We start from the raw sequence: 16,504 nt of genomic DNA on the forward strand, positions 1-16,504 counted from the left end.
CCAAAATATCTCAGATATTTTGGGAGGTTTCTTCACTGTCTACTTTTATCGCCTATCGATCTTCTTGATCATCAAGCGACTTGTTTCGCATAACGCATCACGTTTTGCTTGATGTTACTGATGGTCGTTGGATCATGGATACCTGTGACTTCTTGGATCAACTGCTCCATGTTCTCTTGGACTTTCATCTCTTGTAGCTGACGACTTTGCTCATCTTCTGGATCATAGTAGTTAAAAATGATGCCCATCGTAGCTGTCAAATGCGGACAAGTCAAATTGTATTCTTGTAACTCACGAACGGGACGAGTAAAGCGTTCTTGATACCCTAATTTACGTAAAGGTGTTCGTGCAACACGAGTGATCGCATCTGAGATATATTTATTTTGGAAGCGTTGGATGATCTTCTCAATATATGCTTCGTGTTGTTTGTTATCAAAGCCCCATTTTGCCTCAAGTAGACTTCCTGTTTCTTGAAGTACTGATTTTAGTTGAGCAACAACTAGTGAATCTTGCATTGCCTCGTCGATCGTGGCATATCCTAATAAGGCACCGGTATAAGCCACTGTCGCATGTCCTGTATTTACACTGAATAGTTTACGTTCAATGTAAGGTTCCAAGTCTTTGACGTATAGTACGCCATCTAACGAAATCTCTTTATTTTTTCTTTGAGTGTCATCAATGACCCATTCTTTGAACGGTTCCACTTGCACGAATAAAGGATCTTCATGGTGTTGCATCGGTACGATACGATCCACTGCTGCATTTGGGAAACCAATCCATTTATCCGCAAATCCACTATCAGTTAGGTACTTATATACTTCCGTTTTTAGGTGCTGTGAGCCGCCAATCATGTTTTCACAAGCGATGATGTCTAGGGGTTGCTCATTGCCCACTTGTTCTCTTTGTTCGATACCTTTTGCGATCAACTCTGCAATGAATGGTAAAATATTTGGACCAATTGCTGTAGTGACAAGATCTGCTTGCGCAATTTCTTTGATTACTTGTTCAGGCTCTTTTTGGTTGTTCAATCCTCGAACCTGTTCAACGATGATCTGCTCTTTAGATTCATCGGCTAATTCGATCTTATAACGTCCTTGTTTGTTCAAAGCATCAATGAGTGGTTGATTGACATCAACAAATGTGATCTCAAAGCCATTTTCTGCTAAAATCTCACCTATAAATCCTCTGCCGATATTACCGGCCCCAAAGTGTACTGCTCTCATTCTTCTTCTCTCCTTAGGCAATTGCTAGATTTTGTGTGACTTCTTCTTTACTCAACGCATCTGCCAGTTGGACGACATTATCCATATCGCTACAGTATAGAGCGATTTGTTGGACCAACTGTAAATGCTCTTCTCCTACTCCGGCGATCCCAAACAGAACGGTCGCGATTTTTTCTTCTTGCTCTGTCCCGAAATTGACGCCATCTGGTACTTGGATCACACAAATCCCTGATTTTTTGACAAAGGTTTTAGCTTCATCTGTTCCATGAGGGATCGCAATGAAATTCCCCATATAAACAGACAACATTGCATCACGTTCCACCATCGCGTCAATATAAGGTTCCTCGACACAACCTGCTTCGACTAATTTTCTACCACAGTATCTGATTGCCTCTTCTTTTGTTGCAAAAGACTTATTCAACTCGATCATATCAAATGCTAATTCAGACATTTTACTTCCTCCTCTAAGCTACTTTTTTCAAATAATGAGCAATCGTTTCATATTTTTGCGGGCTGACCATTGTTGCGACAGAAAAATGAAGCGAATGCGGAGCCACTGAACGTGCTTCCTCAGATAACGATTCTTTTGATACGATCAACGTGTTCGGATGTTCCGTCAAATCATCGATATTGATTTTTTTCAAAGGAATCTCTAATTGGTTTTTCTTCAAGATATCTTTTAGTAATGATAGTCCCATTGTGGCAGAACCGGAGCGATCATCATGAACAAGTAAAATCTCTTTGACGTTTTTAAGTTCAGCTAAATCTAGATCTTCCGGTGAAGGCGCGGCTTGTTCCGTGACTTGTTGTTCTTCTTTACTCCCTAAAGCTTGAATGATTTCATCATATTTTGGTGAATTCAAAAAGTTTTCAACTGCAACGAAATGAGCATTTGGCGCTTTTTGTTTTGCCCGTTCCTGTAACTCGACTTGTGTGACGATCAATACGTCTGCTTCATCAGACAGTTGACTGATTGCTTGATTGGTCACTGTTTGAGGTAAGTGATGCTCTTGTACTTTTTTTCTTAATAAGGAAGCGCCCATTGCACTTGATCCCATACCAGCATCACAGGCGAAAATGATTTTTTTGACTGCTGAAAGCGCGGGTTGTCCTTGAGTTGCTGTTCCAGTTCCTTTGGCTTGCTGTTTTGCTTGGCGAGTCGCTTCAACTGATTTTTCAAAGTCTTCACTGGTTTCTTTTGCATCAGCTTTTAGAATGACCGCAGAGATCCCGAAAGAAACAGCTGTTGCAGCGACGATCCCTAGAATAACTGGTAGGTATGCACTTAGCGGTGCCATTGCTAAAATTGCAATGATCGAACCCGGTGAAGCCGGTGCGCGTAATCCAGCATCCATCAATTGGAAAACGAAACTGCCTGTCATCCCACCGAAAATCACTGATAAGAATAATAACGGTTTCATCATCACGTATGGGAAGTAAATCTCATGGATCCCACCTAAGAAGTGGATGATGATTGCGCCAGGTGCAGAAGATTTTGCTGCCCCTTTACCGAACATTGTGAAAGCTAACAATACACCTAGCCCAGGTCCAGGGTTTGATTCCAATAAGAAAAGGATCGATTGTCCTGCGGAAGCTACTTGTTCTGTGCCTAAAGGTGTCAAAATACCGTGATTGATCGCATTATTCAAAAATAGAATTTTAGCTGGCTCGATAAAAATACTTGTCAATGGAATCAAATTTGCATTTAAAATTGCTTCAACGCCTGTTGCCATCGCTTGCGTCAATGTATCGACCACTGGACCAATGGCAGAAAAGCCAAGCAATGCTAGCGCAAAACCGATCAATCCTGCAGAGAAGTTATTGACCAACATTTCAAACCCTGATTTGATATGCTTTTGAAAAATTTGATCGAATTTCTTGATGGCATAGCCACCTAATGGACCCATGATCATCGCACCAAGCATCATCGGGATATCTGTTCCGACAATCACACCCATCGTTGCGATGGCTCCTACGACTGAACCACGATCACCACCGATGACTTTCCCTCCGGTATAGCCGATCAATAGCGGGATCAGATAGGTCAACATCGGGCCTACCATCGAAGCAAATGCTTCATTTGGTAAATAGCCATCTGGAATAAATAATGCCGTAAGGACACCCCAGGCAATCAATGCTCCAATGTTTGGCATCACCATACTGGATAAGGTACTTCCTAACTTTTGTACTTTTGCTTTGAATGAAATTTTATTTTTTGGCATCGTCTTTTCCACTTCAACCGCTCCTTTTTCTCTTTCTTTAACCAAATTGTATCCGCTTACGAACGAGATAAATAGTCGGACTTTGGCACGATCATTTGTGCCAAAATATGGAGGATTGAAAAGGACTGTGGTGATGCAAGATATTTGACATTTCTTAAAGACATAGAAACAATAGCTCTTTTTCTATCTTTGGGTATATTGTAAAAACCTCATCCAACAGGCTGTAGCATTGTTGTGCTGTCGGGCATTCTTCTCATTCTACTGATTCCCCCAAACGAGCCAATCGCTCTTCCCAAAGTTTTACACTGTCAGAACGATCAGAAGAATCCTCATAGAAGCGAATAAAATCTAAGATAATGGCTGCTTGCTCGATATAAGCCGCCATCACCGCTTTCAATTCTTCCGTCTGGATATTTTGAGACAGCTCTTTCGCCTTGTCTATTTCTTTTTCTTTCAACCAATCAAGACTTTCTTGCAAATAAAACTGATCGATTGTCAAAGTAATCTCTGGCTGGTTTATATGGCGATTCAACACAACTGCTTCTTCGATTTGTTCAAGTTCCAAATAGGCAATTGCCAACTTGACTTGGCGTTGTTCTGTTAATTGTTCCACGTGGGTCACAATCACTGTTTCCCAATCTTTCTGATAAAAAGCTAGATCGAACGTCGCATTTCCTGTTGGTCTTTGCTCGTTCAGCTTCTCAACCCAAGAAAATTCCTGTTGTTCCACTAAATGATCGAGCAATTGTTGATACTGATCCGGATATTTTTCAGCAGCTTCGTCATATGCTCCTGCTTCGACTAGTGACTGCCATGAAATGTTCTGAGAGTCCTCAGTTACTTTTGGTTCGTTATTTGCACTTTGTCCGACAAACATGCTGGCACCTCGTATAACAACAAAAACGATTACTCCACTGAGAAGTAATCGCTGGATGATCTTTTTCCAATCAATTCGTGATAACTGATACTTTTTCCACCTATTGCTTGGATCAGTGAAAAGCATCTTCTTTTCTGTTTTATTTGTTTCTTTGACTTTCTCCCAGTCTGAATCTAATACTTCTTCAATCTCCTCAGTTAATGGAAATTGTAGAATCTTCTCCAGCAAAAGTACTCCCTTACGATCATAAATACGTAGGCGACAATGTCCTTGTATGTTTGCCATCAAGACCCGGCGGTTTTCAGTTTCTAAATATTCCAAAGCCTGAAACAAATCTAACTGGGTTTCTTCTACTTGTAAGTGATGAATCTGGTCGATGATTGCAGTTTCTTTCGCCATACGCTGCCCTCCCTTATTCATTTTGTTTCTTCCATCGTACATCGTGTCCATCATCCAACTGTCACGTCATCTTGAAACAAAACCAACTGCTCAAGATCATCTAATAAAAAGCGATGATCGTCAGTCTCATAAAGATACGTTAGTTTTACGCCCACACGATGGCGGATCTCTTTTTTTACAACATCCCCTTCTTCATTCAATAAAGAGGTCGTAAAATCAACCAGACACAGAACTTCGATCACTTCATCATTTGTTTTTTTGAAATAATGCTCGCTCGTCAGCCATCGACTAAATCCAAAACGTTGCGGGATATGCGCTTTTTTAAGCTGTTCTGCTTTTGCCTTTTCCTGCATGTTATTCGATAGAAAATCAACGTATGTGGTGTAATTCTCACCGACTGTTTCAAACGTATAATATGCTTGCAAAAATTCTTTCACTTGTGCTTCTGAAAGTTGGCCGGCTTTCTGTTCAGATTCTTGCCTTTTTTCTTGTGAACGAGAACCGACAGACCAGCCAATGCTAAAAGTAATCCCCCCTATCAGTAAAATAACAAGAACAAGAGAACGAAAACTGGATGTTAGGTTCATTTGATTTCTCCCATCAATCGATAGAAATAAACAGGAGCCAATTGGAAGTCACCCGCATATCCTTCAAATGGTGTGATGACGATATCTCCTTCTTGACCATAGCCGCGAGAAGTAGCAGGAGTACAATGAAGGATCGTTTTGCCTCCTTCATCCAAAAATATGCCTGTATGACCATAACTGCCTAAAGAGTGTCCTTTCTTTCCCCAAACAAACAAATCACCCGCTCTTACATCTTCACGACTGATTGGCATTAGGAGCGTTCCTTCTAAAGAATATAATGTCTCAGTGCTCCCAAGTTGAACAGGCAGACCTACGCCTCTCATCGCCCAGAAAACAAAAGAGGAGCAATCATGATAAGGAAAGGTTCCGCGTTCAAATCCTTGCGAGTATTGAACATTTTTACGATACAATGTTCTTGCTTGCGCCAACACCTGTTGACCAAGCGTGTGATCTGCTTGCCAGAGTAAGCTCATATCTTTACTGCCGCCTAGTTGGACAAATAATTCTTTGATCGTTGGTACCCAATATTGGTTTAAGCCAAGTGGATCATTGCTTGCACCTACAGGACAGTAGACACTTCCAAGTTGCTCTACTGTCAGCAGTCTTTGAACGACGATCAATTGATTCAGCGTTCGGGCAGTGGCCGCGATCCCTTCCTCAAGTGTGTGATAGGAAAGCAACTCATTTTCTCGCATCAAGCCCCCTGGATTGTTCTTTTCACGAATCCCTTCACTCGTCCCCCAAGCAGTTTCGTGGATCATGATCGCAGCTAAAACGATTGGTGAAATCTCATTGTCTTTAGCTGCTTGGATGATCGTCTCTGCCTGATCGCTAAATGCATGACAATGAAGCAAAATCACTTCTCGAAATTTCTGTTCATTGAAGGTAGTCCCTATGCCACTTGAATCGAACAGCCCCTGATCGTTATCGATTACGTTGGGGAAATAAAACGCAGGATTGACTGTGTCACCTTTTTTATGATAAGACAAGTGCAATTCATCTTGTTTCACGCGACCGATCTCTTCACCTTTCGAAACAGTTTGTCCCTCACTTGCTGTAATGACGACATCGTGATAAGTAATTTTCTGGTGATTTGTTGTGATTGTTACATTCTCTTGATCTCTTGTAATATCTCCTCCAATGGCAGCGACTAAGATCTCGTTTGGTTCTGTCTGGATAACTATTCCCTCAAATAGTCGCTTTTCCCGATCCGTTGCGTAATACCCAAAACGTTGTGTTATACGCACTGAATCTTCCTCTTTCAATGGATTACTCAATTCAGTCAAACTGGCATAAAGACCAATTTCCGCTAACAACTGCCGTCTTTCTTGCCACTCTGGCGTCCAAGTGATCACTTGAGACAATGGTCGTGACATTACTTTCACTTGTTCCTCCTTGCTATCTATTTGCCACAACTGTTGATGTAGCTCTTTGATCGTTTCTTTGAGTCCATCTGGTGTGTCCAATCGGTAATCCCCATAAGCCAAATCTAAATATACTAACACCTCATCTATATCAGTTCTTATCACAACTTCATTTGAAGTTACCACTCGATCATTCACTAAAATCGGTTTCTCTGTTGTTTTTAATTCCAATGTCAATTCAGCGTCTAATTCGGTTAAGTATTTCCAGACATGTGTCAATTCAAACTCATTAGTTTTGACGGTGGCAGACGAAACAAACCCGATCATGCTGAAGAAAAGAAAAAATATTAGGCTACTTGCACCAATAAATATATACGGAGTGACTTTATTGATGCGTAGGCTTTTATTTTCCACCAAAGAAAAGTCAGCTTTTTTTTGATGGGAACCACTCATCCCTCTTATAGGATCGCCAATTTTTCTACGCAGAAAATGACTGATATTCCTTCGTTGATTTCTTTCTCTCTTGTCCGCTTCTGTCGTTATCTTAGATTGAGTCATGGCGATACTTCCTGTCGCAATTTATGGCGTTCAACAGGGTCGGTGGTGATCAATTCATAAAGTTTTGTTGTTGCGTCCACAGTATTTGAGAAAGGAACGATCGCATTCCCCGCACGTATCAGTCCGGCTCCTTTAATTGGATTGATCAATTGTTTTTGTTGCTGATAAGAAAGACTGAATAAAGTAGACAGCTCATCTAGGTCACTTTTTGCTTGTTTGAGCATGATGATAAATTCCGTATTACTTAACATCCGGCGGGCTTTATCTGACAATAATAATGTTTCAACATTTTGAGTAATCCCGGTAGCGATCGCTCCCCATTTTCGGATTCGACTCCAGAGTTCAAAAAAATAATTTTCACAGTAAGGATCATTTAGCAGTAGCTGCATTTCATCGATATAGATCCAAGTAGTGATGCCTCGGTCACGATTACGAACAACTCGATTCCATACTTGTTCCAAAACAACCATCATCCCAAATGTTTTCAATTGGCTTCCTAGTTGTTTCGTATTGTAGATCACAAAACGTTTATTCAAAGAAACGTTAGTTGTTTGAGAGAAAATCGACAGTGAACCTTCGATGTACAACTCTAGATCTAACGCTAGTGTTTGCGCTTCTGCTTCTGGTTGTTCTTTTAAAAGTGGAAACCAATCTTCCGCGAGTGTCGGCGCTGTCTTTTCTAAGGTTGGTTGGAAATTGAAATACGTCAAGCGAGTGACTCGATCGATGATTGAACGTTGTGCTGAATTTAACCCAGTGGGGCCACCAATCAATGCTTCACAAGCAGTCAACAAAAAATCAGCTTTCAATTTGATCGGATCAGCCTCTCCCTTTAAGTCTTCTGAACTATCTAATAAGTTGATGAATGTATCTGTATTTGGGGCGATATTGATGATTTGAGCATCAAAATCATTACCGATGACCGTATCTTCGTCTTCCGGATCAATCGAAATGACCTCATCTTCTGGATTTTTAAGTAACGTCGTGATTACTTCATATTTTTTGGCTACACCTTTCCCTGAACCAGAACTACCTAAAATCATGCCACTCGGCGTGTTTAGCAATTTACGATTGATTCTGACACTATTCTTGGTTGTTTGATTTTGCCCATAGTATTTCCCATCGCTATGGTCGAGATCTTGTGCGGAAAAAGGGATAAAGATTGCTGTACTTTCTGTCGTCAGCGTTCGTTGCTGCTCGATCCAATTCTTGCCTAAAGGTAAAACTGAATTGAACCCTTCATCTTGTAGATAGTCCAACGCATTGAAAGTGCAACGATTTTTACGTCCGATATGTTGTACTTGTTCCGCAATATCAGCAAGTTGTTCTTTTGACTGAGCGCGAAAATAAACTAAGAAGGTGACAAAATATAATTTCTGTCCTGTTTTGACTAAGTCATCTAATAAAGCTTCAGCTTCCTTGATACTATTGGTCAATTCATAGGGAATGCTCGAATAAGGATCATACCCTTTTTGTGTTGCTCTTCTTTCCGCAGCCGTTTTATCTCCTTCCATGTACGCTTTTTTTATTTGGATCAGTTGATTCGCTTTTTCGGAATCCACTGGATCAATGTGGATCGATAAACATAGCTCTTCACCAATATCCATCAATTCTAAAATCAGCTTATCAGACAGCTTAGTGGGATACTCTTTCAAATAAAGTACTTGGGCGTAATTTGAACCGAGTTCGAAATAGTCTTTTGCTTTAAAGTTAAAACTTGATGGCGTCACAACTGCTTTTGTGGATAAACGGCTATAAACCAAATCTATATAATTGAATTGGAATAATTCATTGGGCTTGATCAATTCATGGAGAAGCTGCAACCGTTCTTTTCCAGAAAGAGGTTGACTACTCGACTCGATTTCTGACAGGCTATTGCTGAGTTGTTGTTCGATGCGCTCAAGCGAACGTTTGGCTTGAGCATAATCAGTGGCTTGTGTGCTGAATGTTACTATATTCTGTTTACTAAAATTCCTGCCGCCTTCTGTCATTGTTTGCCGAAGCATTTCATTCAATTCCTGTCGATAGATATCCTGTCTTTCCCCTGTTTCTTCATAAAACAATTGCTTTTCCAGGTCCTTTTGTTCGATGCGCTTCTTTCGCAAGGTGATCGTTAGGTGCGTTCGCTCATCACAGCTATCTAGCAAGGCACAATACCTTTGAAAAATAGCTTGTTGTTCTTCTTTCGGTGCAATTTGATAATTGACATCAGAAAACTGGATACTTTTGGAGTAGTAGCCAGAAGGAAGTTCACAAATCCCACTTTCATACATTTTTTCATAACGGATCTTCCCCTGTGCATGTTTGGGAGGTGCTGATTTCCGCTCTTTTTTTCCTCTTTTTTTCTTTTGCTTGTGTAATAATTTGGCTAATGAAGATTTCTTAGTTCCCTTGTTCACTTCGATGTTTCTCTGTTTTACTGTTTTTCCTCGTTGAAATCCCCTCATGTTCTTCCTCCAAACGAGCATTTTGATAAGGATAGTGCTTTGTTGCGATAAAATGACGCCAACGAACAAAGAGATATTTTTCCAAAGGTAACTGATTTTTTTTGATCCAACCAACAGATAGAATCGGACTGGTAAAAAACATCAATATAAAGCCCAGATCATCGATAGAATATCCCCAAACAAAATGATTGAGCAGACCGATCGGCAAAATCACTACTAGTGTTAAAGCGATTACGATGATCTGCCTTAGTGAGAAACCAAAAAAGATTTTTTCTTGGTATTCTTTGATTTCTTTTCTAATTACTACTTCTACTGCCATATTTCCACGCCTTTCTTCACTCATGCTGCAACGATGATCGCTTTAGACCATTTCAATGTATAGAACAAACACATAGATAGTGCCAGGCAATTGCCAACGATTGCGCTGATCACGGCAATCATTCCTTGCTTCTCATCAAATGAAAAAACAGTACTCACTAGAAGCGGATAGATATTCAACACGATAAATAGCAAGACCCCTTGTAAAGATGCCGCGCCAAAAAGCTTTAAAAAATTCTTTCCGACATGTCCGATTTCTGTGTTTACTAAAGCAACGATCGGTAAAGGTGAAATACTCAAATAAAGATACATTTCCAAAAAGCGTAAAAAGATCAGCACTTGCGCAAGGACGCTGACAATGATCGATAGGACTAATGGAACGAGTAAGATCATCAACAACGTCATTTTCTCGAAAAAACCTAACTGAGCAATTTGCTCCATCACACCGACAATATCCATTGTTTGATCCGTAACACCTGGGATTTCCAATTGATTGATGCCTTGGCTAACAAAGATACCCACATCCATAATGGCATTGAGAAAAACCATCAAATGCCGTAAAAGCAATACGGTCAAGCCGATTTTGATAAACAATGGTAAGAATAGATCCAGACCACCAAATTCTGACTGTTTCCCGTATAAGCGATGCGTGAGTTGCTGGAATTCGATCAATAGTAGGAAACCTAACAGTGAATACGCGATAGGTTTGACGACACTTTCCATGATCGTCACGCTGTAACGATAGATTTCCGGCAAATAATGTTCTAGGTTTTGCAACAGACTGTTTTTATGATTCGTCGATAAACTTAATTGTTCTGCCATTGTTTGTAGTAGAAATTCTATCGCACCGTCCATTCACTTCTGTCCTTTCACATCGAAATATTCGTGATCCACGCACCGGCAGCTAAAACCACTGCTCCACCAACGATTTGAAAAATGGCATGTTGCATACCTGGACCATTGTGTTCCTTGATTGCAACGCCTAATTGGATGATGCCCCAGACAGTCAGTAAACTGCCTGCGGTAATGATTCCATTGGAAAATAGTGACATTGCTTGATTGAAATATTCCATTCGTTTCTCCTTATTCGCTTGTTATCTCTGGCATTTCTAGATTCTTTTCTAACACGATGACATGAAAAGACACTCGCGTTTTTGTAAACGAATCTTTGATCGACAAATAAACAGGATAGCTTCCAGGTGTGTCCCAAGCGATTTCTTCTATGACTTCAACATCTGCTATGCTCAAGTACTCTTCACGATCGGTCACGGAGATGCCTGCTAGTAGATCCAGCTTCTCTTCACCTACAACGATTCTCTTATCCTCAATTCCAGAAAATACAGGAGGCTCATTGACTACGTGGACGCTCCCAAAAGTTCGAGTGATTTTTCCATGTGTATCTTGGATCTGAAGAGGAAAACGATAGATACCTAATCGTGAAGTGTCGACTTTCTACCAAAGTGGCACATCGATCATCACTTGTAGTTGATCCACCGAATCTTCACGATCTCCCAGAATCAGTGTTGCCAAATAGCTTTCTTTATTCCATTCACTAAAAACAGGGAGCGTCATATGCGTATTTGTGACTGTGGGCGCTTCGTTCGTCAAATGAATATGGACGGTGCGCTCAATTGCTCGCTTGCCATAACGATCCATCACATTTCCGATTCTTACAGAGTAGTTTCCCGGTACCTGGGGATCAAAATCAGATGCCAAGATATTTTCCGAAGTAAGATTGATCACGCCATCTTCTTGATCACTTGCTGAGAAATAATCCAATAAAGAGAATGACTGATTGACAGGAAAGACGAGCTGATTGGGGCCAACAATCATTGGTGCTTCATTCGTGATCGTCACATTGGTTATCAAACTGGTACTTGCACCAAATTGATCTGTTACAGAATAAATGACTTCATAACTTCCTTCTTTTTCTGTTTGGAGTGTCGTTTCTACTTGGATTTCTGCGGTCAATTCACCATCTTCTTCATCGTAAGCAAAAACCCCTGCCAATAAATCAATACTCGAACCGATCGCTACGTGTTGACTTTTCTTTTCCTGTTGAATGATTGGCGAGTGATTAAAAAGAAAAGTCACAGTCGCAACACTCACGTTTCCTTTTGAATCAATTGCTGAAATCTGCATGGTTTGATAACCCGTTTGGTTCGGATCGATGGGCGTATAATGGATCAGCGGATTGGGATCGCTCCCTTGAATGAAAGTAAAATATGCAAGTGGATCAATCGCTGTTCCTCTAGGTAAAATGTGCAATGGGTCATTGACATGAACGATAGGCCCTTGCCACTGATCTAATGCCTCTGGAGTAACAGGTATATTAGGAGTCATTGTTTGCTCGAATTCTCTTGGCTGATGCGTTTGGTTGCTTCTTACAACTGTGCTTTCGACGATCTGAGGTACTGTTGTTGCTTCAAGATACGCGATTCTTAGCCGCTTTGTTTCATCTCTGATCGTGGCTTCAGAGGGTTGATTCATTGGCCTCCTCAATTGAGCAGCAAACTCAAACAAATGAGCAGTGTGATCCTCTTTTTTTAGGTCACTTGATTCTGATCCTTTCACTCTGATTTCTTGATTCTTTCTGCTTACTGTGGAGTCAGCCGTTTGCGGGACTTCTGTTTCTCTTGGTTTGCAGCCGCTGATCAGCAATACAATTGAACAACTCAATAGGAATAATCCGAACCTCATATGTGTGTTTTTCCTAGCCATTCATTTCACTCCTTTTTTTGTTTATAGAATACAACGCCACCTATTCCTAGAAATAGGGTACCTATCCCTACAAGAAACGAAGAGCTACTGCTGTTTGTTTTCGGTAGTTCTCGAGTGTTTTCCTGCTTTTTAGTCTCTTCTTTTTTCTCTTCTTTTGGTGTTTTGAAGTGAACCGTTTGTTCCTTATTGGTTAAGTCATCTTCTCTGGCAACTTCGTTTTCTTGCTCAGGCTCATAGTATAAAATATGCGTGGCAATCAATTGGTCCTTGTCTTTTAGCGTATTGGCTTTCAGTTCAAAAAACACTTCAAACTGATCTTCTTTACTCTTTGATGTATACGTTGAGATTGCTTCGGCGATGAGTTCTTCTGTGTCCACTTTGCGATACTGCGTCACTACGGTATATACATGACCGATTTCGATGGCTGGTCCTTCGACCCAAACCACATCTTTCAAGCGATTGTCTTTTGTCGGATCAAGTTCCTTGGTTCCATCAATGGAGGTGAACAAACTCGTTAAGGCTAATTTTTCTCGTTCGTTATAAGCTTCTAATACGATCAACTCCCCATCTTTCTCAACAGTCACTGAAAAATCAACCGGTTCTTCTAATGGTAAGTACCCTTCTAAGGGCTTTCCTTCGATCAATTGATACTCTCCATAAGGCAAATCTATTACGTCGATTCGGCCTTCTTCATCCGTTAAATATTCCTCAATGAATTGAAGTGTTTGCTCGCCATTTTCTGCTTTTCCTAACTGATATAAACCAAATGGTACATGCGCCAAAGGAGATTCATTCAACCGATCCCGCTTGATCAACGCAATCGATTGCCTTGCTAAACGATTCGGAACTTCTATACGAATCAACGCGTGATGGTGCTCTGCCGTTACACTGAAAATCAATGGTTCTTCTATTGGCAGATAACCTGCTGGTGCTTTGATCTCATGAAGCTCATAGCGATCGACGCCCCAGGGTAGACTCTCGGTTGTGACTAGTTCTCCTTTTTGATTGGTTTCAAAAATCTCAGTTTTTTCTGTATCATTCGGACGGGTCATGAATACAAATGCTCCTTGACCCTCATTTGCCCAAGTATCAAAAATCTTGAACTGTGCACCTGCATATGGGATTTGTTCACCTGTTTCTTGATCAATCTTGATGAGATGTACGCGTGATTCGATGATTTCATCTTCTAACAAAAAGAAATGGGTATAACCTTCCTCACTGATCGTCACTTCAAAAGGTTCGATGATCAAATAGCCATCTGTTCCTTTTGTTTCGGCAATCGTATACGTATCATAGGGTAAATCTGTAAATTTGAAGTAGCCATTTTTTTCAGTGATTTGGACATATTCTTTTCCTGTCGCATGTGCGGAGGCTGTCAGCTCAATGCCTTCAAGTGGTGGTTTCTGGTTCGTTTGACTAGTTGTCAATGCTTGTAATGCCTCGAAGATAGAAGTAGGAATAAGTGGTTTTGATCCAAATTTATACCCTTCAATATGACCTTTGATGACACGGTCTGTGACTGTTTTTCGATGGATAGCTACTGTTTCATTTTGTCCTGCATAAGTCAAATGGATCGGGTAGATCGTCGGATCTAAGTTATAGCCTTTTGGTGGAATGATTTCTTGTAAATGATAGGTTCCTAGTTTCAATCCTTTGAGCTCAGCTGATGCCTGCCCATCCATCTCTTCCATCGTCAATTCAGCCACGGTTCGACCATCTTCATCCGTTAATTTATAAACTGCTCCAATCAACTGAGCACCTCCTTGAGGCAGATCACCGGTTTCTTCGTCTTCTTTAATAACAATCAAATTGGCGGTCTGTTCCTGATTGTCTAACGTGACACTGGTCAATTCATTCACTTTTACAGTGACTGTCTGGGGGGCTGGATTTAAAACATAGCCGTCTGGCGCTTTGATTTCTTGGATCGTAACGATCGTATCGACCAACAAATCATGCCAAATAGCAATTCCCTCGACATCTGTCGTCAATTCTTTTTGCTGTCCTTCTGAAGTCGTGAAACGAAAAACAGCTCCAGCTAATGGTTGTTTCGTTTGTTGATCGACTTTTCGGATAGCTGCATGGCCATATTTTTGTACGCGAAGCTGAAAGGAAGTTCTTGTGAGCTGTGGCACTCTGCCTACCACCATATTTTGTGTATAAGGGTGTTGGTACACGACGATCGCGCCTTGATAACTACTAGGGATATGATAATCAAATGCGATCTCGCTTGCTTCTGATGCCTCTTTAGTCGCAGTAACGGTTACTTGATTCCCTTGCTTTTCAATGGTGACTCCATTGACTGATTGCACGGGAGATGAAGCATAATTTGAAAATGCTCCAGACGTATCGGTGAATGTTTGGCTTTCGCCGACTTTTATATTCATAATATGTCCATGAAAACTAGGTTGGGTATAGAACCGTTCCACTTGTTCCATCACTGTTCGTTTGAATGTTTGATAATCACTCATGGTCAAAACGCCGGAGATATTGATAGGTGTGATCCCTTGTTGCTCCCAAGCAAGTAGTTGAGTCATCAACTCTTTTTCCATCGTGTAAGTTGTCGCAATGACGCCATAGTACTTGATCAAAGAGATTTTCTTTAATAATTCTGTATTCTGGATACTTGAAGTGTAGCCATTATTTTCACCGATATTGAGAGCCACACCCTGCTCCAAACATAGAGCAATCTCACCATTCACTCGTTTTCCATACCACCCGTATTCTCTGCCACCGTTTGATAGCTGGATATCAATATTAGGGATATGGATCGCTGGATCAACAACGACACTTTCATTGGCAAATGGGTCAAGCAATCTTGGCGAGCGTTTATGAATCGCCTCTTCGATATAATTCGTAGAGCTTATGGTGATCAATTTTCCGTTCGGTCCTTGGATCAGTTGGTGGTCTTTCTTGAAGTTTTCCCAAGTGTCTTCTTGTGCGGTTGGTTGTAAGCTCGTGCGTGTCATATAGTTGGGGAAAGATGCAGTGATTGGTTGATAGGCGGGGACACCAGTCAACGTTTCTGCTGAGACTGGTATGCCTTTTACTTGAGTCATCATAGAAAATAAAATGATGAGTGGTAAAATCAAGAATAGCAAGTTAGAGTATCTCCTCATTTTTTAACTCCTTTCATTTGATAAAGTGGTCGCTTGATCTTGTAAAGTGAGAAAGTTGATTCAATCACCCAGCTGTTGCTTATTGAAATCAAGTAAGAAATCTCACCTCGTTTCGGAGCACCTCCTTCACTATATAATTACGATTTTGGCGAGATTCTCCCAAAAAAATCGAAAAAAAATGACCAATCAAATGATTGGTCGTCGCGTATTTTACGTCAAAATTCCTCAGCTTGTTTTAAAATCTGTTGGATTTCCTCTACTGTTTGTGCATCACTCAATGCCATTACTTGATCGACATCGGAACAAAAGAATGCAAGTTCTTGTAAACTTGTTAATTGTTGGTTTTCTCTCATGATCACAGCAAACAAAATCGTTGCGATCTTTTTTTCACCATTTATCCCGAAATCAACGCCATCAGGCACTTGGAACAAAAAAATACCTTCTTTAACAATCTGTTCATCTTGTACTTTTCCATGAGGGAGTGCCACAAAATTGCCGATATAGACACTTGTTGCTTCTTGACGGGCAATCATCGCATCGATATATTCCTTTTGGATGACTCCTTTTTCCAGTAACTGCTCGCCAATCGTCTGGAGCGCGTCTTCCCAACTACTAAACTGTTGGTTCAGCCAAATGTGTTCCGTTGGAATTTCAAGCATCTCTATCCCCCCT

The 16,504-nt window shown here is 40.8% G+C and carries 14 protein-coding genes; all 14 read right to left on the bottom strand.

The window, feature by feature from the left end:
* Positions 1 to 71 precede the first annotated feature (71 nt).
* Complete coding sequence (locus JZO83_RS05160) at positions 72 to 1,223, bottom strand: mannitol-1-phosphate 5-dehydrogenase (protein ID WP_206855274.1); 1,152 nt, start codon at positions 1,221 to 1,223, stop codon at positions 72 to 74.
* A 13-nt stretch (positions 1,224 to 1,236) separates the two neighbouring features.
* On the bottom strand, positions 1,237 to 1,674 hold the full coding sequence (locus JZO83_RS05165; protein WP_206855271.1) for a PTS sugar transporter subunit IIA: 438 nt from the start codon (positions 1,672 to 1,674) through the stop codon (positions 1,237 to 1,239).
* 13 nt (positions 1,675 to 1,687) lie between these two features.
* Positions 1,688 to 3,457, bottom strand: coding sequence for a PTS mannitol transporter subunit IICBA (locus JZO83_RS05170; protein ID WP_207115137.1), 1,770 nt, complete (start codon positions 3,455 to 3,457; stop codon positions 1,688 to 1,690).
* A gap of 241 nt (positions 3,458 to 3,698) precedes the next feature.
* On the bottom strand, positions 3,699 to 4,721 hold the full coding sequence (locus JZO83_RS05175) for a hypothetical protein (RefSeq protein WP_207115138.1): 1,023 nt from the start codon (positions 4,719 to 4,721) through the stop codon (positions 3,699 to 3,701).
* A 50-nt stretch (positions 4,722 to 4,771) separates the two neighbouring features.
* Positions 4,772 to 5,308 carry a hypothetical protein gene (locus JZO83_RS05180; protein ID WP_207115139.1) on the bottom strand — a complete coding sequence of 179 codons (537 nt, stop codon included), beginning with the start codon at positions 5,306 to 5,308 and terminating at the stop codon, positions 4,772 to 4,774.
* Positions 5,305 to 7,230: a peptidoglycan amidohydrolase family protein gene (locus JZO83_RS05185; RefSeq protein WP_207115140.1), complete on the bottom strand. Its 1,926-nt coding sequence runs from the start codon at positions 7,228 to 7,230 to the stop codon at positions 5,305 to 5,307. Before JZO83_RS05185 ends, JZO83_RS05180 begins: the two co-directional genes overlap by 4 nt.
* Positions 7,227 to 9,677, bottom strand: a complete 2,451-nt coding sequence (locus tag JZO83_RS05190) for a VirB4-like conjugal transfer ATPase, CD1110 family (RefSeq protein ID WP_207115141.1) — start codon at positions 9,675 to 9,677, stop codon at positions 7,227 to 7,229. Before JZO83_RS05190 ends, JZO83_RS05185 begins: the two co-directional genes overlap by 4 nt.
* Positions 9,613 to 9,996 carry a PrgI family protein gene (locus JZO83_RS05195; RefSeq protein ID WP_207115142.1) on the bottom strand — a complete coding sequence of 128 codons (384 nt, stop codon included), beginning with the start codon at positions 9,994 to 9,996 and terminating at the stop codon, positions 9,613 to 9,615. The genes JZO83_RS05190 and JZO83_RS05195 overlap by 65 nt, the downstream gene beginning before the upstream one ends.
* A 20-nt stretch (positions 9,997 to 10,016) precedes the next feature.
* Positions 10,017 to 10,850 carry a hypothetical protein gene (locus tag JZO83_RS05200; protein WP_207115143.1) on the bottom strand — a complete coding sequence of 278 codons (834 nt, stop codon included), beginning with the start codon at positions 10,848 to 10,850 and terminating at the stop codon, positions 10,017 to 10,019.
* A 14-nt stretch (positions 10,851 to 10,864) separates the two neighbouring features.
* On the bottom strand, positions 10,865 to 11,068 hold the full coding sequence (locus tag JZO83_RS05205) for a hypothetical protein (RefSeq protein ID WP_206855256.1): 204 nt from the start codon (positions 11,066 to 11,068) through the stop codon (positions 10,865 to 10,867).
* A 10-nt stretch (positions 11,069 to 11,078) separates the two neighbouring features.
* A complete protein-coding gene (locus JZO83_RS14375) occupies positions 11,079 to 11,264 on the bottom strand; it encodes a hypothetical protein (protein ID WP_242542430.1) in 186 nt (61 codons plus the stop codon).
* Between the two features lie 183 nt (positions 11,265 to 11,447).
* A complete protein-coding gene (locus JZO83_RS05210; protein ID WP_242542432.1) occupies positions 11,448 to 12,716 on the bottom strand; it encodes an immunoglobulin-like domain-containing protein in 1,269 nt (422 codons plus the stop codon).
* Between the two features lie 5 nt (positions 12,717 to 12,721).
* Positions 12,722 to 15,832 carry a SpaA isopeptide-forming pilin-related protein gene (locus tag JZO83_RS05215; RefSeq protein WP_207115144.1) on the bottom strand — a complete coding sequence of 1,037 codons (3,111 nt, stop codon included), beginning with the start codon at positions 15,830 to 15,832 and terminating at the stop codon, positions 12,722 to 12,724.
* A gap of 215 nt (positions 15,833 to 16,047) precedes the next feature.
* On the bottom strand, positions 16,048 to 16,491 hold the full coding sequence (locus JZO83_RS05220) for a PTS sugar transporter subunit IIA (RefSeq protein ID WP_207115145.1): 444 nt from the start codon (positions 16,489 to 16,491) through the stop codon (positions 16,048 to 16,050).
* Positions 16,492 to 16,504 lie beyond the last annotated feature (13 nt).

Origin of the sequence: Enterococcus sp. DIV1298c (assembly GCF_017316315.1) — a bacterium.
GTDB lineage: Bacteria > Bacillota > Bacilli > Lactobacillales > Enterococcaceae > Enterococcus_B > Enterococcus_B mangumiae.